Genomic DNA, 23,778 nt, shown 5'->3' with positions numbered 1-23,778 from the left:
ACCGCCGGGAAACCGGCGGCGTATGCTGAACGACGTCTTTGCTCCGCGTACGTTAAATCTGATCGTTAACAACCAGTTGACCGTTTCTGTCAATGGGAATCCGCGTACCAGGATTTTTATCCATTCGAATTTTGCCCTGCTCGTTGCCGATTTTATAGGTCACATCATAGCCCAGCATTTTGTCATGTTTGTCGTAGACCGTCTTACAGCGCTGCTCATGGGTAGTGTAAGTATCGCTCTTTTGCATATAGCCCTGAACCTGATTACCGGCGTAGCCGCCGCCGAGCGCGCCCGCAACGGTGGCGACATCGCGTCCGCGCCCGCCGCCAATCTGGTGACCCAGCACGCCGCCCGCAACAGCTCCTAACACCGATCCAGCAATACGGTTCTCATCCTGAACCGGGCGTCGGTGAGTCAGAGTGACGTTGCGACACTCCCGGCGTGGATTTTTGATTGTCTCTTTGATGGGTATTGCTGAGAGCACCTGAGCATACTGCGGGTCACGATTAAACACATTCATACCTGCGACAGCCGCAACGCCCAGCGCCGCTGCGATCCCCATTCCAATTCCCGCCAACATTGACTTGTTCACAGGAAACCTCCCCAAAAAAAAGTTACCGCGCAATATGGCCTTCCGAACTCTTTGTTTCTGATATTGGCTACCCGACGTACGCGACGCGTCGATGTATTCCGCAAAATTTTGCGAGGGATCGTTAAGCAGAGCTATAAGACAAAAGGAAGAAATAGGCGCTGATCACTCATTAAAACTGGTTTTCAGAAGAGTCCGAACATAAGTCACAATGTCACTTATGTCCGGCGTTAACCAATTTAAAACTAAAAAATGTGACCGCGTTACAAGCGCCCTCAATCTGCATTAATGCAATTTTAAACGCGGTCGGATCACACGATTCAGACTGCCCACCAGCATCATTAAGCCGGTTTTAAAGTAGCCGTGCAGCGCTATCTGGTGCATCCGATAAAGAGAGATGTAAACAAAACGGGCAATGCGCCCTTCTATCATCATAGAGCCCTTGGTCAGGTTGCCCATCAGGCTGCCAACAGTACTGAAGCGCGAAAGGGAAACCAGTGAGCCGTGATCTTTATAGACATACTCTTTCATACTGCCGCCGCTCATATCAGCCAGAATGTTGGCCAATACGCAGGACGCCATCTGGTGGGCAGACTGCGCTCGCGGAGGTACGAACTTACCATCAGGCAGCTGACATGAGGCACAATCACCAATGGCATAGATAGACGGGTCCCGACTGGTCTGTAACGTTGGCGTCACAACCAGCTGATTAATACGATTGGTTTCAAGACCCCCGATATCCTTCATAAAGTCCGGTGCCTTGATCCCTGCCGCCCAGACCATCAGATCGGCTTCGATCAACTCGTCTGATTTAGTATGCATACCGCTTGCATCGGCGCTGGTTACCTGGGTTTTGGTTAACACCCGTACGCCCAGCTTAGTTAACTCCTGATGAGCTGCTGCCGAAATACGCGGCGGCAACGCAGGCAAGATGCGCTCACCGGCTTCCACTAATGTGACGTTAAGCGCCCGGTTATCCAGCCCACGGTAACCATAACTGTGCAGCTCCTTAACCGCGTTGTGCAGCTCCGCCGAGAGCTCAACACCGGTGGCACCGCCGCCAACAATGGCGATATTTACCCTTTCACGCTCACCGTTACTGGCGGAGAATTTCAAAAATAAGTTCAGCATTTCATTATGAAAACGGCGTGCCTGCTGTGGATTGTCCAGGAAAATACAGTTGTCTTTTACTCCCGGCGTTCCAAAGTCGTTGGAAGCACTGCCGAGGGCCATTATCAGCGTGTCATAAGGCAGCTCGCGGGCTGGAACCAGCAGTTCGCCCTGCTCATCGCGGATTTCAGCCAGCTGCAAACATTTACTTTCGCGGTTGATATCAATCAGGGTACCTAACTGGAAAAGGAAATGGTGATTACGCGCGTGCGCCAGATAGCTTATGGCGTCAAGCCCCTCATCCAGCGAGCCGGTTGCAACTTCATGCAGCAATGGCTTCCACAGGTGGCTGTGGTTACGATCAACGAGGGTAATTTCTGCTTTTTTCTTCCTGCCTAGTTTGTCCCCGAGCTGAGTGGCCAGCTCCAGACCGCCGGCTCCCCCGCCAATAATGACGATTTTTTTCATAATTAAAGTCAAACGCCCCGCGTGAAATGTGAATCATTGGTTAAGTAAGAGTTAAAATATCCTTACTAAACATAGGGTTGGCGACATAAAAATCGCGAGCTGGAGAGAGAGTATCACGCAGAATTATTTACTGATACAAATATTGATGCAGGTCAAAAATCAAATTTAATCGCTGAGTCCCGGACGTATTCAGGATTGGAATTCACACACCGGCTTGAAACAAAGCGCCCTGCACCATTCAAGGCACAGGGCGCAGATTACTTCCGACGTGGCCTGCCGCTTTACGTCGCCATACAGGCCTTTAGCGCATGTCAGCCCAGAGTCTTAAAAGCCTTAATTCTTTGTGAGTGAGGTGAGATATTCTTAAACTTATGGTCGGCTTCATCGTTCCAGATTATCTCGTAGAAGGGATGCAGCGCTTGCGCACTGCGTGTGCTATCCAGCACTTCGTCCTGCCGTGAGAGTACCACCAGGCAACGGTCACGGTTTTTCTCACGGAAATTGCTGACACATTTGGTCGCAATGTGCTGATACTCCTCCGGACGATCGATTTTACCTGTCATATTCTCGACAGGCCACAGGTTGGGGTTAAAAATGACCTGCCGGATATCACACAGAAAACCAATGCGCTCAGCCCAGTATCCTCCTAAACCAACGCCGCAGATTAATGGCCGATCATCGACCGAGAGCTGCAACATTTTATCGGTCTCTCTCAGCAAATGCTGCATATCATGCTTGGGATGCCGGGTGCTATAGCTCAGTAGCCGCACGTCGGGATCAATAAACTGTAACTGAAGTACTTTTTCATGATTGCCGGGGCTACTGGCATCAAATCCGTGCAGATAGATAATCATTGCTTTCCTCCAATACTTAACACCCCGGCGGGATCAGCACTACCGGACTGCTTTATGCTCCTGCCAGCGCTGCTGCAAGTCGCTGAGCGTAGCGCTGGCACGCTTCCAACGGCTGCTTTCCTGCAGCTGTCGGCGGTCATGTCGTGCACTATGATATAACCCACTAACGCGCTCTGCCTTAATCTGTGGCAAATTATCCAGCGCGCTGACCGCTCCCTGACGATTGTTACACACCAGAATCATGTCGCAACCCGCGCTGAGGGACGCTTGAGCACGCTCAGCATAACTCCCCATGACGGCCGCGCCCTCCATCGACAAATCGTCAGAGAAAATAACGCCTCCAAAATTCAGCTGCTGACGCAGCACCGTCTTTAGCCAGTACGATGAACCGCTGGCAGGTCGTGGATCAACATCAGTATAGATAACGTGTGCGGGCATGATGGCATCCAGCTGGCACTCGATAATTAACTGGCGGAAGATCGTCATGTCATGATTGAAAATCTGTTCAGCCGCACGCCTATCGCACGGAGTCTCTTTATGAGAATCAGCCGCCACCGCGCCGTGACCGGGAAAATGCTTGCCGGTGCATTTCATCCCCGCACTGTGCATACCGGTAATAAATGCACGAGCCATATCTAGCGCAATCCCGGGCTTTTCATGAAATGAACGGTCGTCGATTGCGCTGCACATATGACCGATATCCAGTACCGGAGCGAAGCTGATATCGATATCCAGGGCGGTCATTTCTGCTGCCATCAGCCAGCCAGCTTCCTGGGCCAGCTGACGCGCTTTTAGCCGCGGATGAAGCGCGGCAAATGACTGCATTGCCGGCAGCATAGTGAAGCCATCACGAAAGCGCTGTACTCGCCCACCCTCCTGATCGACCGCGATAATCAGCCGCTGTCGGCAAGTCTGCCGTATTTGCGCAATCAACGCCTGCAACTGCGCCGGGTCATGATAGTTTCGGGCGAACAGAATCAATCCGCCGACCAGCGGATGTTGCAGTATTTCACGCTCTTCAGCATCCAGCTCATAGCCAGAAACATCTAACATTACCGGACCCACATCAACCTCTTTTCTTCATTGTTCCTGTTCAATCTGAAGCAGGGCTTCGCGCGCCAGCAGTATGAGTGCCTCATCCTGACTCTGACTGGCGCGCAGACTGTACCAGCTGGCCATTAATAATTGCACCCAGGGACGCCAGCGCTCAATCTTAAGCGCCAGTAGCCCGGGATTTAGCGACATGGCATGCGCATAACTATCGAGCCAAAACGACCAGCGTTCAGAGGCAATTACATCACCGCACCTGAGCATGCAGAGCTCCAGCGCGACATCACCCTCCGCAGCGTACTCCCAGTCAATCAGCCGGAGCCCCTGCGGGGTCTGCAGCAGATTCCCACGGTGGATATCGAGATGTAAAAGAGACTTACGCAGCCCAGATGGCAACCCACTACGCGTTAGACGCTTTAACTGCCTGAGCCAGCGCGCACTTTTCTCACGCGGATGGCAAAGCTGCCAGTAGCGCCAGAGTAACGCCGGAAGATTAAGGGTCGAACCAACAGGCGGCAGGCGATGCAAACGACACAGCAACGGCAGTAGCTGCTGCTCAAAGCACTCAGCCGTCATCTTTGCTGCGTTCTCTCCTGGTGTCCACTCAAGCAACAGCCAAGGTGATTTCCAGCCGAGAGGGACAGGCGCAAGGCCATCAGCAGCGAGCTTACGTAACAGATGGTATTCTCGCTGGCGGTTAACGCCCGGGATCTCCTGTCCGGCTTGCGGCTGACGTCGTGCTATCAGCGGATGGCCGTCGTACTCAAGCCGGTATGTCAGGCCGGTAAGCCCCTGTAGTGAGGCAGCAGAACCGACGGCTTGCGCCGCCGGAAATACCTGCTTAATCATACGCTGTAACGCGGGATCAGTTTTGAACAACGCTGTTACCAGACCAGACCATTTCGCCGGACTGAACCAGCATTAACAGCATGTCCAGCGTCGGGCTTTTCGCATCGCCGTTAACGGAGGTATAGAGCACATACTGCGCATTGGCCGCACGTGCAATGCCAATAGCTTTACTGCGTGTAATCAGGCTATCAGTTGAAGAAAGCCCAAGACTTTGACGCGCCGCCTGTAACTGCTCAGGTGGTACAAGCCTGAACTGATGTTGAGTACTCAGTACATTAATCACCGAGTCCCTCACGCTTGCCAGCTGGATGCTACCATTAGTGTTGTTGCGGGTTCCTGCAACCAGCAGTACGCTGCCAGGAGTAACACCATCGGCATTCAGCATTTGCGCTATCAGAGGCTGGACACTGCCATTCCAGTCAAACGTCTGAAGCTTAGGAGGTTGAGGAACACCCGGCAGCGGTTGTTGTGCCGGCTGCGGCGGCTGCGATACCGTAACCGGCGGCTGTGTTGATGTAGGCTGCGTAGCCTCAATGGGGGCCGGTTTTTGCTGTTGAACGATACAGCCGCTAAGCAGTAATGACAGCGACAGCAAGCCAGTCAATCTGGTTAAACGCATTTTCACGCCCTTCCCTCTCAAAGATAAAGATAAAGTCTGACTTTACTGGCCGTCAGATTTCCTGTTAGTGATGTAATATCGACTTTACTGTGTGCCGGCACCGTAATTTCGCGTGGCTTTTCAAAAGGCAGAATTTGCAGCCCTTTATCGTTATACCAGTAGAAGCGATAATTGAGCCTCACCGGGTGATCCTGCTCGTTGTAGAGCACTGACGTAGCCTGCTGTTGTCCATTATTCACTGAAATAGCAGGCTGATTGGTCGTGATGCCGGCAGACAGTACGTCGGATTCCATTACCAGCGATTGAGACGTGTTTATCATCGTGCGATCGCTGCTACAGGCTGTAAGCAGCGGCAGCATAACCAGAGTGAACAAAATCAGGCGCATGATGAAAATTTTGCTCCGTATCAGTTGGCCAGTATCGGTCCTAGCGGACGCCCGCCCAGCAAATGCATATGGATGTGATAAACCTCCTGACCGCCGTGCTCATTACAGTTTACAATCAGTCGGTAACCGTTCTCCGCAATGCCCTCCTGCCGGGCGATTTTCGCCGCGGCAGTAAATAAACGCCCCAGCGCTGCCTCGTGCTCTGGCAGGACATCATTACTGGTAGCAATTTCAACATTGGGAATAATCAGAATATGCGTCGGTGCCCTTGGAGAAATATCGCGAAATGCCGTCACCAACTCATCCTGATAGACAATATCAGCAGGGATCTCGCGACGAATGATTTTACTGAAAATCGTTTCTGCTGCCATGATACAAATCCTTAGCGGTAGAATGGATACGAAAATAATTTCCCGGGTTCATTCTGTCAGTATGATCGAAAAATTTGTTTTCTTTCAAGCCGAAAACCGTTCCCGGATGCGCAAAATAGTTATTAGCGCGGACAGGATGCCTGACGTTGAGCCGTCAGGCATAACCGGAAGCGTGGCGGCAGCTTATCAGCCGCCGACGCTGAGTCCCAACTTTTCTGGATCGAGGTGAAACAGCCGGGAAAAGTTCGCCGTCGTTACCCGTGCCAGTTCCTTTACGCTGACGTCTTTCAACACCGCCATATATTCCGCAACCTCACGGGTAAAGGCCGGTTGGTTCTGCTTACCGCGATGTGGCACCGGCGCAAGATAGGGCGAATCGGTTTCTACCAGCAGACGATCAAGGGGCACGTAGCGCGCGACATCACGAAGCGCATCGGCGTTACGAAATGTTACAATACCAGAAAAAGAGATATAAAAGCCCAGATCGAGCAACTGCTCCGCTGTATGCCGGTCTTCAGTAAAGCAGTGCAGTACGCCACCACATTCATCTGCACGCTCTTCCCGCAGCAGCGTCAGGGTGTCATCGCGCGCGTCGCGCGTATGAACGATAACCGGTTTGTTAAGCTGTCGGCCCACGCGGATATGCTCGCGGAAAGAGTCCTGCTGCCGCTGGCGGGTTTCCGGGTGATAATAATAATCCAGCCCGGTTTCACCGAGCGCAACGACGCGCTCATCGGCAGCGAGCTGATGAAGTTCGCTAAAATCCCACTCTTCGTCCAGATTAAGCGGGTGTACGCCGCAGGAATAGGCTACGTTGGACCGCTCGCCAATCTGCTTCACCATTGCCCGATAACCCGGTAGGGTCGTCGCCACTGCCAGGCAGAATTTCACGTCACGTGCGGCGGCTTTTGCCAGCACGTCATCAATATCATGATGTAAATTTTCATAATCCAAGCCATCAAGATGGCAATGAGAGTCAACCAGGAACATCGTTATTTAGCCTGTAACGGGCTGGTAGCAATCAATAGTTGTTCCCAGCGTAATAATTGGTCAGTCAGCACCAGTTCACGGTTTACCGACGTCACACTCAGTAATTGTTCGCGACAGCGAAGCCACTGACGTAAACTCTCATCCAGTACACTGGCTGGCAAACGGCTGGCAAGCTGTTTCACCAGCGGCAGGCTATCGACATTAGTCAGCATCATTTCACCACTCTGTTGCCATTTCAACGCATCCAGCAGCAGCATACTCAGCCAGCTGATACGCTGCGCTGCATCTTCGTGATTAAGATGTTTCATCAGGCTGAGCAAATCCTGTGACAGACCGTCCTGCAACCCCTGGCACAGCGCCTGGCGGGCAGACCAGGGTTTATCATTTAGCAGTTCGAGCGCAGCAGCCGGTGCGCCACCGCTCAGACGTAGCGACGTCGTCATTTCTTGTAGATTTTTCTGCGTCTGGCTTTGCAACCACTTCAGGCTGAAAGACTCCTCGGGCGGCGGCAGATGCCAGCAAATACAGCGGCTGCGTAACGTTGCCAACAACCGTCCTGGCTGGTGGCAGCAGAGTACAAACCAGGTATTGGCTGACGGTTCCTCCAACGTTTTCAGCAGGGCGTTGGCCGCCGCCTCCGTCAGTTGGCCTGCATCGGGGATCCAGACGACTTTTTCTCCACCCTGTTGTGAACGGTGATAAAGCTTTTCAGCCAGCGAACGCACAGCATCGATTCCGAGCGCACTTTTTCCCTGCTCGGCAGCAAGTTTATACCAGTCAGGATGCGTTGAGGCCTCCATGAGCTGACAGCTGTGGCAGCGGCCACAACTTTTCAGCCCGTCACGTTGCTGACACATAAGCCAGCGACTGAGACCCCAAACCAGAGACGCATCGCCCATACCCGGTTGCGCCTGAATGAGTAGCGCATGATGAGCCCGTCCCTGCTGGTGTTGTTCAATAAGCTGTCGATAAGGTACGTTAAGCCAGGGATACCAATTCATTTCTGTTCCTGCAACCATTGGGCCAGGGTGAGGCGAATGTCGGCGGTTACCCTCTCCAGAGGTCGCATGGCATCAATCGTTCTGATGCTGTCATCGTCAGCAGCCAGCGTCAGATAACGCTCACGGGTGCGGTGGAAGAAACTCAGTGACTCCTGCTCAATTCTGTCCAGCTCACCGCGTGTACGGGCTCGCTGCAAGCCAGCTTCCGGGGTAACGTCGAGGTAAAGCGTTAAATCGGGACTAAAATCGCCCAGAATGGTCTGACGAAGCGTCGCCATCAGGGTGGCGTCCATACAGCGACCACCTCCCTGATAAGCTTGCGAAGAGAGATCGTGACGATCGCCAATTACCCAACTGCCGCGCGCCAGCGCTGGCTTTATGACGTTTTCCACCAGCTGCACACGCGCAGCGTACAGCATAAGGAGTTCGGCACGATGGCTGATAACTTCGCCATCAATACCCTGTTTAATCAGATCGCGTAGCTTTTCGGCCAGCGGCGTACCACCCGGTTCCCGGGTAAAAACCAGGTCAGTGATCCCATGGCCCTGTAATTCTGCAACCAGCGCATCGCGCGCAGTCGTTTTACCGGCACCCTCCAGCCCCTCGATGACGATAAACTTACTTTTCATGCTTTTCCTTTTCGATTCGCCGCCAGACATCTACCGCTCGGTTGTGGCTGGCCAGATTGGTGCTAAAGGTATGACCGCCTTTACCGTCAGCAACAAAATAGAGGTAGTGAGTATGATCAGGATGAGCGGCCGCTTCCAGTGAGGCTTTGCCAGGCATAGCGATCGGACCGGGTGGTAGCCCGTTAATAGTATAGGTGTTATAGGCCGTGGGCGTTTCGAGATCGGTGCGCGTGAGCACGCCTTTGTATTTATCGCCCATGCCGTAAATCACCGTAGGATCGGTCTGGAGACGCATTCCCAGCCGTAATCGGTTAATAAACACCGAGGCTACGCGCGCACGCTCCGCGGGTAACGCCGTCTCTTTTTCCACCATCGACGCCATCGTAATCATGGCCGTAGGATCGGCATAGGGTAAACCGTCTTGCCGATGCTGCCATAACGGAGTCACGATCTGTTCCATGCGCTGATGAGCGCGCTCGAGGATTGCCACATCGCTGGTATTAGCGGTATAAGAGTAGGTATCCGGATAAAACCAGCCCTCAGCACCGTTTTTCAAATCAAGCGCTTTTTCAACCGCCTGGGCATCATCCTGTTTAAGCGTGTGTTTTATATAGGGGGCTGTGCGCAGCTGCTGCAGCCACTCACTCAGTCGCGAACCTTCAATAAAGCGGATAGGAAACTGGGCTTCTTTGCCACTAACCAGCAGCGCCAGCATTTCACGCACCGTCATCGACGGCTGGAAACGGTAGGTTCCTGCTTTGAATTGCGCCAGACCTGGCTCGATTTTTAACAGCAAATCGAACCAGGGACCGCTGCCAATTAATTTTTGATCCACCAGCTTCTCTTCAAGCCCTATCCGACCGGTTCCGGCTGGCAGAGTAAAAATTAACGCCTGATTCATCATCAACCGTGACGCGGCAAACTGTTTAACCTTCCAGTAAACGCCGCCAGCCGCAATGATCAGCACAACCAACGCGCTCCACAATATTTTGCGCTTTTTCGTCATATTATTTCCAATCGTCATTGTTTTCTGTCAGCTGATGGTAGAACGCCCGCGACGTAAAGCGGTATGTTTCTGCCTGAATAACCGGCACCAGCGGCATCAGCGCGTTACAGATAAAAACCTCCTCGGCATCGCTTAATACCTCCGGTGTTTCACGCACAAACGCCACCGTCCAACCCAATAATTGCGCCTGTTGTATCAGATGGTGACGGGCAAGCCCGGCCACACCACAGCGGGATAAGTCGGGGGTAAAAAGTTGCTTGCCCTTACGCCAGAACAGGTTGGCGGCACAACATTCTACCAGCCGACCTTCAGTGTCAAGCACCAGCGCTTCATCTGCTGTCTTTGCGTCCAGTTCGGCACGAATAAGAATCTGTTCAAGGCGATTAAGGTGCTTGAGTCCAGCCAATACGGGGTTAGAACCCAGCGGCGTCGAAACCAGCATCAGGTGGGCGCCACTTTCACGCAGGCCGGAATAATGGGTGGGATAAGGAGAGCAACTCAGTATTCGCACAGGCGAGCCGCAACCCGCCATGCTGTAACCCCGACCGCCAGCACCACGGGTGATGATTATTTTCAGCACCGCCTGATCCTGTTGGGATGCCAGCCTGCGCATCTCTTTATCAAGCTTCGTCCAGTCTGTTTGCGCGATCATTAGCCGCTGGCAGGCTTGTTTAAGGCGCATCAGATGTGCATTGTGCCAGACCACTTTCCCCTGGCGCACTCTGGCGGTGGTGAAGCAGCCATCACCAAATTGTATTGCGCGGTCCCGGGCATCAAGCTGATGTTGCGCAACCCCGTTAATCAGCATCATCGGTTTTCCCGTAGGATATTTTTAGCTTAAGAGTACCAGACCGTACAAAGGAATCATCCACGAAAGATAATAATTTACCGGGAATGAAAAAGGCCCGCGTTACGGGCCCTGTATAAGAAGATTTTGGTGAAATAGCGGCTAGAGGCGTTTGAAGATGAGCGAGCCGTTTGTGCCGCCGAAACCAAAGGAATTACACAGCGTGTACTCCAGCGTATCAACCTGACGTGCCGTATGCGGTACAAAATCCAGATCGCAACCTACATCCGGGTTATCCAGATTAATCGTAGGCGGAATGCTTTTATCGCGTAGCGCCAGGATGGAGTAGATGGCTTCAATTGCACCCGCTGCACCAAGCAAGTGCCCGGTCATCGACTTCGTCGAACTGACCATCACTTTACTGGCGGCCGCACCGAACACCGATTTCACCGCCTGGGCTTCGGCAATATCACCCGCCGGCGTTGAGGTGCCGTGGGCATTGATATAACCGATCTGCTCTACACTAATTTGCGCATCGCGAATCGCATTCACCATCGCCAACGCGGCACCGGCTCCATTTTCAGGTGGAGAAGTCATATGGTAGGCATCACTGCTCATACCAAAACCAACCACCTCTGCGTAGATTTTAGCGCCGCGTTTTTTTGCGTGCTCATACTCTTCGAGCATCAGAATACCGGCACCATCACCCAGTACAAAGCCATCACGATCTTTATCCCAAGGGCGACTGGCAGCCTGAGGATCTTCATTGCGCGTAGAAAGCGCGCGCGCAGCACCAAATCCGCCGACACCCAGCGGAGTACTGGCTTTTTCTGCACCACCTGCCAGCATCGCATCTGCATCGTTATAGGCGATAATGCGTGCTGCATGGCCAATGTTATGCACACCGGTTGTACAGGCCGTTGCAATCGAGATGCTCGGCCCCTTCAGTCCATACATAATCGTTAAATGCCCTGCGACCATGTTAACAATGGTAGACGGAACAAAAAACGGACTGATTTTACGCGGGCCGCCGTTGACCAGTGAGCTGTGATTATCTTCGATAAGCCCAAGTCCACCAATGCCAGAACCTATTGCTGCGCCTATACGTCCGGCGTTTTCATCGGTTACCACAAGACCGGAATCCCGCATGGCCTGTGCGCCAGCAACAATCCCATATTGAATAAAGGCATCCATCTTGCGCTGATCTTTGCGCGAGATAATATCATCACAGTTAAAATCATTAACCAGCCCTGCAAAACGCGTTGCATATGAACTGGTATCAAAATGGTCGATCGGGCTGATGCCACTCTGTCCGGCAAGGAGAGCACTCCAGGTTGACTCTACGGTATTGCCGACAGGAGACAACATGCCAAGACCGGTCACAACTACACGACGCTTGGACACGTTCGTCCTCCAGGGAGGGTAAACTTAGAATAATATGGGACGCTGCATAAAACTCAGGCGGTCAAATGACCGCCTGGACAGTTCACTAACTCGTTACTTAGCTGCGTTGATGTAATCCATCGCTTTTTGAACGTCAGTGATCTTTTCTGCTTCTTCATCCGGAATCTCGATATCAAACTCTTCTTCCAGAGCCATAACCAGCTCAACGGTGTCAAGAGAATCGGCGCCCAGATCTTCCACGAAGGAAGCGCTGTTGGTGACTTCTTCTTCTTTCACGCCCAGCTGCTCAGCGATGATTTTCTTAACGCGTTGTTCGATGTCGCTCATACTATTAAATTTCCTATCAAAACTCGCTATTGCGATGGTTTTCGTAGTGTATAAAAAGTTGAAAAAGATGCAACTAAATCCCGGCTGGTCTAACCACGATTTGGCGTTATTTTGCGTGAATCACCACAAATAACGCAAATAGATTTCGTGATTATCAGACCATATACATTCCGCCATTGACGTGAAGCGTCTCACCAGTGATGTACGCCGCTTCGTCAGAGGCTAAAAATGCAACAGCATTTGCGATTTCCCGTGGGTCGCCCAGACGCCCCGCCGGAACCTCGGCCAGAATGCCGGCCCGTTGGTCTTCACTCAGTGCACGTGTCATATCGGTTTCAATGAAACCGGGTGCCACGACGTTAACGGTAATACCCCGTGACGCCACTTCACGCGCCAGTGATTTGCTGAACCCAATCAATCCTGCCTTTGCTGCGGCATAATTGGCCTGACCTGCGTTACCCATAGTGCCAACGACGGAGCCGATAGTAATAATCCGGCCCGTACGTTTCTTCATCATGGCGCGCATTACCGCCTTTGAAAGGCGAAATACTGATGAAAGATTGGTGTTCAGGATATCCTGCCACTCCTCGTCTTTCATGCGCATCAGAAGATTGTCACGCGTAATGCCTGCATTATTAACTAAAATGTCCACTTCGCCAAATTCCGCGCGAATTTTTTCCAGTGTGCCATCAATTGATACCGCGTTAGTGACGTCGAGCGCCAGACCGACCCCGTTGTCACCGAGGTAATCGCTTATTACCTTTGCGCCGCCGTCGCTGGTAGCGGTACCAATTACCGTTGCGCCACGAGCGACCAACGTTTCAGCAATTGCGCGGCCAATACCGCGACTGGCGCCAGTCACCAGGGCTATTTTCCCATCAAGGCTCATCATTTTCCTCGTTTTTATTTTTCCAGCGCCGCTGAGAGCGTTGCAGGATCGTTCACGGCTGACGCACTCAGGGTGTCGACAATACGTTTGGTCAGGTTGGTCAGAACTTTACCCGCTCCAACTTCAAGCAGCTTGCTCACGCCTTGCGCTGCAATAAATTCGACTGATTCTGTCCAGCGAACAGGATTATAAAGCTGTCGAACCAATGCATCACGGATCGCCTGAGCGTCACTTTCGCATTCAACGTCAACGTTATTCACTACCGGTAAAACCGGGGCGTTGAAGGTGATATTCGCCAGCGCCAGCGCCAACTGTTCAGCCGCAGGTTTCATTAAAGCACAGTGCGAAGGTACGCTGACCGGCAGCGGCAGCGCACGTTTGGCTCCCGCGGCCTTACAAGCCACGCCCGCACGCTCAACGGCCTCACGATTACCAGCAATGACCACCTGACCCGGCGAATTAAAATTAACGGGCGACACCACTTGTCCCTCTGCAGCTTCTTCGCAGGCCTTAGCAACTGCCGCATCATCAAGGCCGATAATCGCCTGCATAGCGCCTGTTCCTTCCGGTACCGCCTGCTGCATCAGCTTGCCGCGCAGCTCCACTAATTTGATCGCTTCGGTAAACTCAATGACACCCGCGCACACCAGCGCGGAATACTCACCCAGACTGTGTCCTGCCATCAGAGATGGCTGAGGGCCATTTTGCTGTTGCCAGACGCGATAAACCGCTACTGATGCAGCCAGCAGTGCCGGCTGTGTTTTCCAGGTTTTGTTCAGCTCTTCCACCGGACCCTGCTGCACCAGCTGCCAAAGATCGTAGCCCAACGCTGTAGAGGCTTCGCCAAAAGTATCTTCAACCAACGGGTTAACAGCAGCCAGATCTGCTAACATCCCCAGGCTCTGCGATCCCTGACCGGGGAAAACCATTGCAAAATGCGTCATCACTTTATCCTGTTATTAAAAACGAACTAGCGCTGAGCCCCAGGTAAATCCACCGCCGAAGGCCTCCAGTAAAATCAACTGACCGCGTTGAATGCGCCCGTCACGGACGGCCTCATCCAGCGCAGCAGGTACGGATGCCGCCGAGGTATTACCATGACGATCAAGCGTCACCACGACCTTCTCCATTCCCATACCGAGTTTTTTTGCTGTCGCGCTGATAATTCGCAGATTAGCCTGATGTGGCACCAGCCAGTCAAGCTCGCTACGGTCAAGGTTATTCGCACTCAGGGTTTCTTCAACAATATGCGCCAGTTCGGTTACCGCAACTTTAAATACTTCATTACCCGACATCGTCAGCCAGGCCGTCTCAGCGTGCGGTTCGCGCGATTGATAAGGTAGCGTAAGTAGCTGAGCATAACGACCATCGGCGTGCAAATGGGTTGAAATAATACCCGGCTTTTCGCTGGCACCCAGCACCACCGCTCCGGCACCATCACCAAACAAGATAACGGTGCCGCGATCCTCAGGATTAAGCGTACGTACCAGCGCATCGGCGCCAACCACTAACGCATACTTTATAGCGCCATTTTTGACGTACTGATCGGCAACGCTCAGCGCGTAGGTAAACCCGGCACAGGCGGCGGCGAGATCAAAAGCCGCACAGTCTTTGATTTCCAGCTGCTGCTGAATAATGCAGGCCGAACTAGGGAATGCATGACTGGATGAGGTGGTCGCCACAACAATCAGACCGATATCATTTTTGCTGACACCCGCCATTTCCAGAGCCTTATTAGCTGCCCGGGTCCCCATAGTGGCAACCGTTTCATCGGCATCGGCAACCCGTCGTTCACGAATACCGGTGCGGGTAACTATCCACTCATCTGAGGTATCCAGCACTTTTTCCAAATCGGCGTTAGTACGCACCTGTGCGGGCAAATAGCTGCCCGTACCAAGAATCTTCGTATACATGTACGTTCAGTCACTCTTCGGTAATACCGCTTCAAGGCGCAAGGCGATTCGTTCCGAAACCTGCCGCTGCACCGCCTGCTCTGCTTGTTGAATTGCCACCGTAAAAGCACGCTGATTAGCCGCGCCGTGGCTCTTAATGACCGTACCACGTAATCCTAACAAGCAAGCGCCATTGTACTGATCGGGATTCAGATGGACGAACCGCCTGGACAAACGCTTTTGTAACCAGCGTCCCAGCATCTTCATCCACCAAGCCCTTTTCCCCCCACCGCCTTCTGATTTGAGCAGTGAAAGAAACATCCTTACTACGCCTTCCATGGTCTTCAACGTAACATTGCCCACAAAGCCATCGCAGACAAGCACATCCGTTTTGCCCGTGAGAAGATCGTTACCTTCAACATAACCAATGTAATTGATATCTGCCAGGCCACGTAGTGTTTCTGCGGCATGGCGAATGGTGTTCAGCCCTTTACTTTCTTCCTGGCCAATATTCAGCAAAGCGACTCTCGGATTAGCAATGGCAAGTAAATCCTCTGCCATTACGGCGCCCATCACCGCAAACTGCACCAACATGGTACTGTCAGAATCAACATTAGCGCCCAGATCGAGCACCACCGTCCTTCCCTGTTGCTGGTTGGGTAAAACAGTCATCAGCGCAGGACGCTCAATGCCATCCAGCGGCTTAAGCAATAATTTCGCCAACCCCATTAGCGCGCCGGTATTGCCCGCGCTGATGCAGGCCTCTGCTTTTCCCTCTTTTACCATTTCCAGTGCGATACGCATTGACGAACCACGACTGTTGCGGATCGCCTGGGAAGGCCTGACATCACTGGCTATAACAGACTCAGCCGCAATAATTTGCAGCCGTGCGCAAATCGCGGAATCAGCTTTAGCAAGTGAGGTTGAGATGGCGTCGGGATCACCGACCAGAAGAAGATGTAACTGCGAATTCGCGGCCAGTGCCTGCAATGACGCAGGCACTGTGACGCAGGGACCAAAGTCCCCGCCCATGGCATCTATTGCCAGGGTCAAACGAGTCAAAGTATCGCCTTGCGCAGCCGCAAGAATTACTTAACGATAACTTTGCGACCGCGGTAGTAGCCATCCGCAGTGATGTGATGACGCAGATGAGTTTCACCAGAAACTTTATCTACTGACAGAGTGGACGTAGTCAGTGCGTCATGAGAACGGCGCATACCACGCTTGGAACGGGTTGGTTTATTCTGTTGTACGGCCATGGACCTTACTCCTATTACTTACGCTTTAAACTGGCTAATACGGCAAATGGATTTGGTTTCTCTGCCTCTTCAGGCAATTTGCCAAAGACCATGTCCGCTTCGGACACTTCACAGTGTTCAGAATCATGCACCGGTACCACAGGCAATGCGAGAATGATTTCATCTTCAACCATTGCCAGCAGATCGATCTCGCCAAACTCATCGACATCAACCGGCTCATAGGCTTCCGGCAGTGCCTCGGCCTGGTCGTCATTACTGACCGGGCTGAAACAGTAGGTTACATGGATCTGATGTGCAAACGGCTGTCCACAGCGCTGACAAGTCAGCGTAACATCAACCAGCGCCGTACCATTCAAAACGGCAAGACGCTGGTTATCGATGGCAAAGGACATGGCACATTCCACATCACTGTCCACGCTGGCGACTGATCCGGCGATACGCTCAACCTGATCGGGTGTATATATACCCTGGTAATCAAGGCGCTTTTGAGCGGTACGGATTGGATCAAGCGTCAGGGGTAATTTTACCTTTTGCATAGGGCGCGCATATTAACTTTGTAACGTCTTAGAGTCAAAGAAAAAGGCCGCATTACGACATCTTTCACCCAGTATTCGCATCCTGTGCGGCGCACAGTTTAAAATGAGAGTTCTTTTAACGCCACATGTTGTGAAAAAAATTATGCCTCAACTGGTCTTAGCCTCAACGTCACCCTATCGCAAATTACTGTTAGAGACACTGAGATTGCCTTTCATCACTGCTGCCCCGGAGGTTGATGAAAATCCTCAGCCAGGTGAGCAGGCCCAGGCACTGGTTCAGCGTCTGGCAACAGCGAAAGCTGTTGCCCTCGCTGAGCGTTATCCACAAGATTTGATTATTGGTAGCGATCAGGTCTGTGTGCTGGATGGTCAGATCACCGGCAAGCCGCATACCCCTCAGGCGGCTTGCCAGCAATTGGCCCTTGCCAGCGGTAATCGCGTAACGTTCTATACCGGACTGGCGCTGTTTGACAGCCGCGAAAAGCAGCTTCAGCTCTGCTGTGAGCCGTTTTACGTCTATTTTCGCACGCTGAGTGAATCGGAAATTGTCCGCTACATTGAGCGCGAACAGCCACTTAACTGTGCCGGTAGCTTTAAAAGCGAGGGGCTAGGGATCACGCTTTTTGAGCGGCTCGAAGGCCGCGACCCCAATGCGCTAATCGGCCTCCCGCTTATCGCCCTATGCGAGATGCTGCGAAAGGCGGGTTGCGATCCCTTGATGCAAATTCAGTAGTAAAAGTGTCGGGCTGCGGCCCATTAAAGTTGCGTTCGTAACGCAGCCAGACAACCCTTTAGCCCGGTGTCGAGCGGTGCTTCAATACGCAGCGTTTCGCCCGAAACCGGATGGATAAAGGTCAGCGCAGCGGCGTGTAAAAACAGACGCGACAGGCCCGTTGGTGCCAGCTGCCGGTCAAAGTCGCGATCGCCATAGCGATCGTCAAAGGCAATCGGGTGACCTGCATGTAGCGCATGCACACGTATTTGATGCGTGCGCCCGGTAATCGGGCTGGCTTTTACCAGCGTAGCGTCACTGAAACGCGCCTCCACCTTAAACTGGGTTTCAGAAGGTTTACCCTCGGCGCTAACCTGGACCACCCGTTCTCCGCTTTGCAGAATATTTTTCAGTAGCGGTGCCTGAACAGTTTTCAGATGAGAAGGCCAGCTGCCCCGCACCAACGCGAGGTAATCTTTTTGCATCCCTTTATCGCGGAGTTGTTCATGCAATGCGCGCAGCGCAGATCGTTTTTTAGCGACCAGCAAAACACCCGACGTATCGCGATCCAGACGATGCACTAATTCCAGAAACCGCGCCTCCGGACGCAAAGCTCTTAGCCCTTCTATCACACCGAAACTCAACCCGCTACCACCATGAACGGCCGTGCCTGACGGCTTATTTAACACCAGAATCGCGCTATCTTCGTGGAGAATACAGGCTTCCAACGACGCGACCTTTTGCAGTTTTGGCGAAAGCGCTGACTCGTCGCGCTCGGCAACCCGGACGGGCGGAATACGCACCTCATCACCGCTTTCGAGTTTATAGTCCGGTTTGATGCGTTTTTTGTTAACGCGCACCTCTCCTTTACGCAGGATGCGGTAAATCATGCTCTTAGGCACGCCCTTCAGGCGGGTGCGCAAAAAGTTATCAATTCGCTGTCCCGCTTGATCGGCAGAGATAGTCACATTCTGTACTGTTGGGGATGTTGTTTTCATGATGGGCGATTCTAATTACCGCGCCATAATAGCGCCACTTCTTTTTCTGTGCTTAACTGTCAGTCTGGCCTGAATAGATAGTTTTTTTCAGTTTATTAAAAAAATTGGTTGCAAAGTGTCACATAACGCAATTTTAAAACTTGAGTAATCTATCAGGGTCGGAAAAGTCATCTTGCTATCACGAGGTTAGCAGTGGAATAATGCACGGGTTTTCCTGCAAACTTTGCGAAAACAAGAAAAGCGTATGAAAAATTTTGCCGGATAGCACATACACGCAGCAATGGCGTAAGACGTTTTGTGAAATCAGGCAGTTAGCGGGCTGCGGGTTGCAGCCTGGACGATAGTCGGGATTGGTTCACTTGCTGCTCTGCAGTAGCGGTACCCCCTGTAAGCGCTGTTATCCCATATGAAAAACAGGCTGCCGAGAGTTTGCGTCCCTTTAGCTGACGACAACCGTGAGGTTGACGACCATGCGATAAGACACGGGGCCATCGGTTATTTACGTCCAGCGTCACCATGCCCGTAGCTCTGTCACTAATGTAAGAATAATGAGTAAGCTACGATGAAAAGAATGTTGATTAACGCAACTCAGCAGGAAGAGTTGCGTGTTGCCTTGGTTGATGGACAACGTTTGTATGACCTGGACATTGAAAGCCCCGGATATGAACAGAAAAAGGCCAACATCTATAAAGGAAAAATTACCCGAATCGAACCCAGCCTTGAAGCCGCATTTGTTGATTATGGCGCTGAAAGGCACGGATTTCTCCCTCTGAAAGAAATTTCCCGCGACTATTTCCCCAGTAACTATAATGCGCATGGCCGCCCGAATATCAAAGATGTGCTGCGTGAAGGTCAGGAAGTTATCGTCCAGATTGATAAAGAGGAACGTGGCAATAAAGGTGCCGCGCTGACGACGTTTATCAGCCTGGCAGGAAGCTATTTGGTCTTAATGCCAAACAATCCGCGCGCAGGCGGTATCTCTCGCCGCATTGAGGGAGACGATCGCACTGAACTAAAAGAAGCGCTGTCAGCATTAGAACTGCCCGATGGGATGGGACTGATCGTTCGCACCGCTGGCGTCGGCAAATCGGCCGAAGCGTTACAATGGGATCTCAGTTTCCGCCTTAAACACTGGGAAGCGATAAAAAAAGCGGCGGAAAACCGCGCCGCGCCATTCCTGATCCACCAGGAAAGTAATGTTATTGTCCGCGCTTTTCGCGACTATTTACGTCAGGATATTGGTGAAATTCTCATCGATGATCCAAAAGTACTTGAGCTGGCTCGTCAGCACATCGCCGCCCTTGGCCGCCCGGATTTTAGCAGCAAAATTAAACTCTATACCGGTGAAATACCCCTATTTAGTCACTATCAGATCGAGTCACAGATTGAATCGGCTTTCCAGCGCGAAGTGCGTCTGCCCTCCGGCGGTTCCATCGTTATTGATACTACCGAGGCTTTAACCGCCATCGATATCAACTCCGCACGCGCCACTCGCGGGGGCGATATCGAAGAGACGGCGTTTAATACCAATCTGGAAGCCTCTGACGAAATTGCCCGCCAGCTGCGCCTGCGCGACCTCGGCGGTTTGATTGTTATTGACTTTATCGATATGACGCCGGTACGCCATCAGCGCGCCGTTGAAAATCGTCTTCGCGAAGCAGTTCGCCAGGACAGAGCGCGTATACAGATAGGCCATATATCTCGTTTTGGCCTGCTGGAAATGTCGCGCCAGCGTCTTAGCCCGTCGCTGGGCGAATCCAGCCATCACGTCTGCCCGCGCTGTAGCGGCACTGGCACCGTTCGAGATAATGAATCACTGTCACTTTCTATTCTGCGCCTCATCGAAGAAGAAGCGCTGAAAGAAAATACCAAAGAAGTTCACGCTATTGTGCCGGTGCAAATCGCCTCGTATCTGCTCAATGAGAAGCGCGAAGCAGTCAGCGCAATTGAACGACGTCAGGGCGACGTCCGGGCAGTTATTGTGCCGGATGAGCGTATGGAAACACCGCACTATTCCGTACTGCGCGTACGCAAAGGTGAAGAAACAAAAATCCTGAGCTATCATCTGCCGAAACTGCATGAAGCTGAGATGGCTTTGCCCTCTGAGGAAGAGCAATCTGAACGCCGCCGCCCTGAAACCCCGGCGCTGGCTACCTTCGTGGTGCAGGATGCCCCACCAGTCCTGCAGGATACGCAGGCTGGCCAGGCGAACGTCACCTCACGCCGCAAAACCAAATCCCAGTCTGCGGTTCGGGGGGGAGCGACCGACGGTCAGGCTTCAGGTGGTTTCTTTGGTCGACTACTGGGTAGTCTTAAGAAAATTTTCACTGCTGAACCTGCTGAAACCCCGTCCATACCAGCCGAGCCAGCTAAGGCATCAAGCGAAGAGCAAAATACCCAGCGCGGCGAACGTCGCGACCGTAATAATCGTCGCGATCGTAATAACAACCGTCGCGATCGCACTGGCCGTAATGATCGTAGAGAAAACAGCGAGCGTCAGCGTGAGAACCGCAGTGGCGAAACCTATGAGGATTATCGCCGTACTAAGCGTCAGAACGCCCCTTTACAGGATGAGCAACCCGCAGTTAATCCGAATGATAATGACAGAAGTCGTGAACAGCAGCAGCGTCGGGAGCAACGCACTGACCGTCAGCGTCGTCGCCAGGAAGAGAAACGTCAGGCGCAGCAGGAAACAAAAGCCGCTGAACAAGGCCGCAACAACGAAGAACCGTCCTCTGAGAGTGCGGATACAAACCGTAACGAACAGGTTCAGGTGATGCCGCGTCGCAAGCCGCGACAGCTAGCACAAAAAGTACGGGTCAGCAGCGGCGAAACTCCGCAAGAAGACATTAACCTACCCGCTATTGTGGCTGAGTCCGACCACCAGTCTGCACCAGTCGTCGAACAAACCACACTGGATCAGCAAGAAAGTGAAACGCGTGAAAACAGCAATATGCCACGCCGCTCCCGTCGCTCTCCACGTCACCTGCGCGTCAGCGGCCAGCGTCGTCGCCGTTATCGCGATGAGCGTTATCCGCAGGTATCACCAATGCCGTTGAGCAGTGCCAGCGCTTCCCCGGAGATGGCTTCAGGCAAAGTATGGATAAGCTATCCGGTTAATGGAGAACAGCATGATGAAGTTCGCGATGTTAACCAGCCAACCCCCGGCGAGGAAACTGCGGTAGCTACTCCGTTAATCGCGGCAGATGAATACGTTGCAAGCCAGGGCACGAGCGACGTGCCGTCAGTGAAAATCTCTGAGCCAGCGCAACCCGATATCACCGTAATAAATACAGATGACATTGAGGCAATCAGCCATCCCGTCGGCGAAGAACCCGACGTCGTCAGCAACGCTGATGATGATCTCGTCCGGCGCACAGCGCAGGAAGCGTTGCCTGTCGACTCCACCCCGCCCAGCGTTGACACCTCAATCGGTGAAGTCGTTGAAGAGACTGGCGCGGGAACTCAGGCTCAGCAGGAAACCCGTATGGTGACCGAAGCCAGCCAGCAAGCAGCCGACCATCCGTCGGACGTTAGCACGGAGTACGAAGCAAAAGCGGATATTCCCGCACAGATAGGCGACGAAGAGCCACAAGCGGAGATAATGGAGCCGCATGCGCCCGTTCCTGCTCGTGATATTCTGCCAGCGGCAATCGCGGAAGCGGCGCCGTCAGAAACCAGGACAAAAATGGCAACGCGCCACGCCAGCGCGCCGATGACACGCGCACCGGCGCCGGAGTACGTAGCTGAACCCGCACGTCAAAGCGACTGGATTCGAACGGCATTTGATTTCAACGGCAAAGGTGCTGCAGGTGGCCACGCGGCAACGCATCAGGCAAACGCGCCGGCAACCCGCCCGTAATAAGGCAGGAAGTCGTAATGAACCCGCCCCGGCAATGCCGGGGCTTTTTATTGCCGCTAATAACCGCTGCCAGCTAGCTAAGCTCCGTATACACCGAGAGGATAGCGTTCAAGGTTAAAGAATTTTTTTCGCGTCCGGATTCTACTGGGCAAAATAAACCCGTTAACCGCAAAACAGTTAACGGGATAACGTGAACGGCCCGGTTTAAATCCGTTCAAAACTCTACTGATTAAGCTTGAACAACGACATCGATGACATCTGCTGAAAAGTGCTGTACGAGGCGCTTAGCTGCTCCTTTAGCATGACGTAAGAAGAGATAGCGCTGGTATAGTCAACGTCCACAAGATTGCTCATTTGGGTCTGCATGATCACCGCGCGATCATTACCGAGTGAATCAAGGTTGTCTAACTCGGTCAGGTTAGTGCCCAATTCGGAGCGCACCGCCAGAATATTGTTAAAGGAGTTACTCAATCCACGCATTGACTTAGCCAGCGCGTTTTGTGAATCACTCGCGGCAGTCTGGTCGCTACCTAATGGAGTGTCGAGTGCGTCAATAGCCGTTTTCAGCGTGGCAAAAATATTACTTTCACCATCGGTTCCATCGGGCTCTTTTTTGGCGTTGCTGGTCAGGGTCATAAATACTTCGCTACCGGTATGGTTGGTCACCATATTGCGGTTAGCATCAACCTGCTGGGTAATGGCCGTGGTGCCACCGGTGTAGGTTACATTGCCATCACTGTCCATACTGAACGGCGCACTGTCAGATTTGTAGCCAGCGAACATGTATCGTCCGTTACCGTCCGTGCTGTTTGCCAGATTAAGCAGCTGATCGCGCAACCCCTTAAGCTGCGTGGCATAAGAGGCCCGATCGTCGTCTGACAGTGTGCCATTATTGGCCGCCACCAGAATGGTCTGCGCATCGGAGACGACGCTGGTAACCTGTTGGAGAGTACTCTCCTCGGTTGAGACGCGCTGAATGGCAAAATCACGCGCCGATGCGAACTGCATACCCTGTGCCTGCGCCTGCTTCAGAACGACCGCATTCGCTGCGGATATCGGATCGTCGGAAGGGTTAATCACGCGTTTACCGCTAGAGAGTTGTTTACCGACCTCCAGCCAGCTGCGTTGCGCTTCGAGCACACCGCTGGTCTGCTGCTGATAAATCATATTGGTGCTAAGACGCATTGTTT

At 52.7% G+C, this 23,778-nt stretch carries 25 protein-coding genes; 2 read left to right on the top strand and 23 right to left on the bottom strand.

Features of this window, described 5'->3' with window-relative positions; all coding sequences use genetic code 11:
• Nucleotides 1-52 precede the first annotated feature (52 nt).
• From BM191_RS01665 to yceD, 21 genes are all read right to left on the bottom strand, one after another.
• A complete protein-coding gene (locus BM191_RS01665) occupies nt 53-592 on the bottom strand; it encodes a glycine zipper 2TM domain-containing protein (protein ID WP_092874252.1) in 540 nt (179 codons plus the stop codon).
• 282 nt (nt 593-874) lie between these two features.
• Nucleotides 875-2,179: an NAD(P)/FAD-dependent oxidoreductase gene (locus BM191_RS01660; RefSeq protein ID WP_092874249.1), complete on the bottom strand. Its 1,305-nt coding sequence runs from the start codon at nt 2,177-2,179 to the stop codon at nt 875-877.
• A 299-nt stretch (nt 2,180-2,478) separates the two neighbouring features.
• Nucleotides 2,479-3,021, bottom strand: a complete 543-nt coding sequence (gene ycfP, locus BM191_RS01655; protein WP_092874246.1) for an alpha/beta hydrolase YcfP — start codon at nt 3,019-3,021, stop codon at nt 2,479-2,481.
• A 39-nt stretch (nt 3,022-3,060) separates the two neighbouring features.
• Nucleotides 3,061-4,074, bottom strand: coding sequence for a beta-N-acetylhexosaminidase (nagZ, locus tag BM191_RS01650; RefSeq protein WP_092874243.1), 1,014 nt, complete (start codon nt 4,072-4,074; stop codon nt 3,061-3,063).
• Between the two features lie 27 nt (nt 4,075-4,101).
• Nucleotides 4,102-4,950 (bottom strand): phosphotransferase, encoded by an 849-nt coding sequence (locus BM191_RS01645; RefSeq protein ID WP_092874240.1) that lies wholly within the window; start codon nt 4,948-4,950, stop codon nt 4,102-4,104.
• Nucleotides 4,937-5,539 (bottom strand): penicillin-binding protein activator LpoB, encoded by a 603-nt coding sequence (lpoB, locus tag BM191_RS01640; protein ID WP_092874237.1) that lies wholly within the window; start codon nt 5,537-5,539, stop codon nt 4,937-4,939. The genes BM191_RS01645 and lpoB overlap by 14 nt, the downstream gene beginning before the upstream one ends.
• A 17-nt stretch (nt 5,540-5,556) precedes the next feature.
• Entirely contained in the window at nt 5,557-5,925 is a 369-nt protein-coding gene (locus tag BM191_RS01635) for a YcfL family protein (protein ID WP_092874234.1), read from the bottom strand.
• A 20-nt stretch (nt 5,926-5,945) separates the two neighbouring features.
• The gene (hinT, locus tag BM191_RS01630; protein WP_092874231.1) at nt 5,946-6,296 is read right to left on the bottom strand and encodes a purine nucleoside phosphoramidase; all 351 of its coding nucleotides are present in this window, start codon (nt 6,294-6,296) and stop codon (nt 5,946-5,948) included.
• A gap of 186 nt (nt 6,297-6,482) precedes the next feature.
• Complete coding sequence (locus BM191_RS01625) at nt 6,483-7,286, bottom strand: metal-dependent hydrolase (RefSeq protein WP_092874228.1); 804 nt, start codon at nt 7,284-7,286, stop codon at nt 6,483-6,485.
• A 2-nt stretch (nt 7,287-7,288) separates the two neighbouring features.
• Complete coding sequence (gene holB / locus BM191_RS01620) at nt 7,289-8,287, bottom strand: DNA polymerase III subunit delta' (RefSeq protein ID WP_092874225.1); 999 nt, start codon at nt 8,285-8,287, stop codon at nt 7,289-7,291.
• Nucleotides 8,284-8,916, bottom strand: a complete 633-nt coding sequence (gene tmk, locus BM191_RS01615) for a dTMP kinase (protein ID WP_092874222.1) — start codon at nt 8,914-8,916, stop codon at nt 8,284-8,286. Before tmk ends, holB begins: the two co-directional genes overlap by 4 nt.
• Nucleotides 8,906-9,922 carry an endolytic transglycosylase MltG gene (gene mltG, locus BM191_RS01610; RefSeq protein ID WP_092875175.1) on the bottom strand — a complete coding sequence of 339 codons (1,017 nt, stop codon included), beginning with the start codon at nt 9,920-9,922 and terminating at the stop codon, nt 8,906-8,908. Before mltG ends, tmk begins: the two co-directional genes overlap by 11 nt.
• A gap of 1 nt (nt 9,923) precedes the next feature.
• Nucleotides 9,924-10,733, bottom strand: a complete 810-nt coding sequence (gene pabC / locus BM191_RS01605; protein ID WP_092874219.1) for an aminodeoxychorismate lyase — start codon at nt 10,731-10,733, stop codon at nt 9,924-9,926.
• A 138-nt stretch (nt 10,734-10,871) separates the two neighbouring features.
• Nucleotides 10,872-12,113 carry a beta-ketoacyl-ACP synthase II gene (gene fabF, locus BM191_RS01600; RefSeq protein ID WP_092874215.1) on the bottom strand — a complete coding sequence of 414 codons (1,242 nt, stop codon included), beginning with the start codon at nt 12,111-12,113 and terminating at the stop codon, nt 10,872-10,874.
• 93 nt (nt 12,114-12,206) lie between these two features.
• A complete protein-coding gene (gene acpP, locus BM191_RS01595; protein ID WP_092874212.1) occupies nt 12,207-12,440 on the bottom strand; it encodes an acyl carrier protein in 234 nt (77 codons plus the stop codon).
• A 154-nt stretch (nt 12,441-12,594) separates the two neighbouring features.
• Complete coding sequence (gene fabG / locus BM191_RS01590) at nt 12,595-13,329, bottom strand: 3-oxoacyl-ACP reductase FabG (protein ID WP_092874210.1); 735 nt, start codon at nt 13,327-13,329, stop codon at nt 12,595-12,597.
• A 14-nt stretch (nt 13,330-13,343) separates the two neighbouring features.
• Nucleotides 13,344-14,273 (bottom strand): ACP S-malonyltransferase, encoded by a 930-nt coding sequence (gene fabD / locus BM191_RS01585; protein ID WP_092874208.1) that lies wholly within the window; start codon nt 14,271-14,273, stop codon nt 13,344-13,346.
• Between the two features lie 15 nt (nt 14,274-14,288).
• On the bottom strand, nt 14,289-15,242 hold the full coding sequence (locus BM191_RS01580) for a beta-ketoacyl-ACP synthase III (protein ID WP_092874206.1): 954 nt from the start codon (nt 15,240-15,242) through the stop codon (nt 14,289-14,291).
• 6 nt (nt 15,243-15,248) lie between these two features.
• On the bottom strand, nt 15,249-16,283 hold the full coding sequence (gene plsX / locus BM191_RS01575) for a phosphate acyltransferase PlsX (RefSeq protein WP_092874204.1): 1,035 nt from the start codon (nt 16,281-16,283) through the stop codon (nt 15,249-15,251).
• 26 nt (nt 16,284-16,309) lie between these two features.
• A complete protein-coding gene (rpmF, locus tag BM191_RS01570; RefSeq protein ID WP_038626789.1) occupies nt 16,310-16,480 on the bottom strand; it encodes a 50S ribosomal protein L32 in 171 nt (56 codons plus the stop codon).
• A gap of 14 nt (nt 16,481-16,494) precedes the next feature.
• On the bottom strand, nt 16,495-17,016 hold the full coding sequence (yceD, locus tag BM191_RS01565) for a 23S rRNA accumulation protein YceD (protein WP_092874201.1): 522 nt from the start codon (nt 17,014-17,016) through the stop codon (nt 16,495-16,497).
• Between the two features lie 142 nt (nt 17,017-17,158).
• On the opposite strand from yceD, the gene BM191_RS01560 reads away from it, so the two are divergent.
• Nucleotides 17,159-17,749 carry a Maf family protein gene (locus BM191_RS01560; protein WP_092875173.1) on the top strand — a complete coding sequence of 197 codons (591 nt, stop codon included), beginning with the start codon at nt 17,159-17,161 and terminating at the stop codon, nt 17,747-17,749.
• Nucleotides 17,750-17,772: 23 nt separating this feature from the next.
• Here the strand turns inward: BM191_RS01560 and rluC are convergent, their stop codons facing one another.
• On the bottom strand, nt 17,773-18,726 hold the full coding sequence (gene rluC, locus BM191_RS01555) for a 23S rRNA pseudouridine(955/2504/2580) synthase RluC (RefSeq protein WP_092874198.1): 954 nt from the start codon (nt 18,724-18,726) through the stop codon (nt 17,773-17,775).
• 562 nt (nt 18,727-19,288) lie between these two features.
• Here rluC and rne point away from each other — a divergent pair.
• On the top strand, nt 19,289-22,588 hold the full coding sequence (rne, locus tag BM191_RS01550) for a ribonuclease E (protein ID WP_092874195.1): 3,300 nt from the start codon (nt 19,289-19,291) through the stop codon (nt 22,586-22,588).
• Between the two features lie 222 nt (nt 22,589-22,810).
• On the opposite strand, the gene flgL is transcribed toward rne, so the two are convergent.
• Nucleotides 22,811-23,773 (bottom strand): flagellar hook-associated protein FlgL, encoded by a 963-nt coding sequence (gene flgL, locus BM191_RS01545; protein WP_092874193.1) that lies wholly within the window; start codon nt 23,771-23,773, stop codon nt 22,811-22,813.
• Nucleotides 23,774-23,778: the final 5 nt, after the last annotated feature.

The organism is Izhakiella capsodis, assembly GCF_900115045.1.
GTDB lineage: Bacteria > Pseudomonadota > Gammaproteobacteria > Enterobacterales > Enterobacteriaceae > Izhakiella > Izhakiella capsodis.
This window is presented reverse-complemented; position numbering and strand designations above follow the sequence as displayed.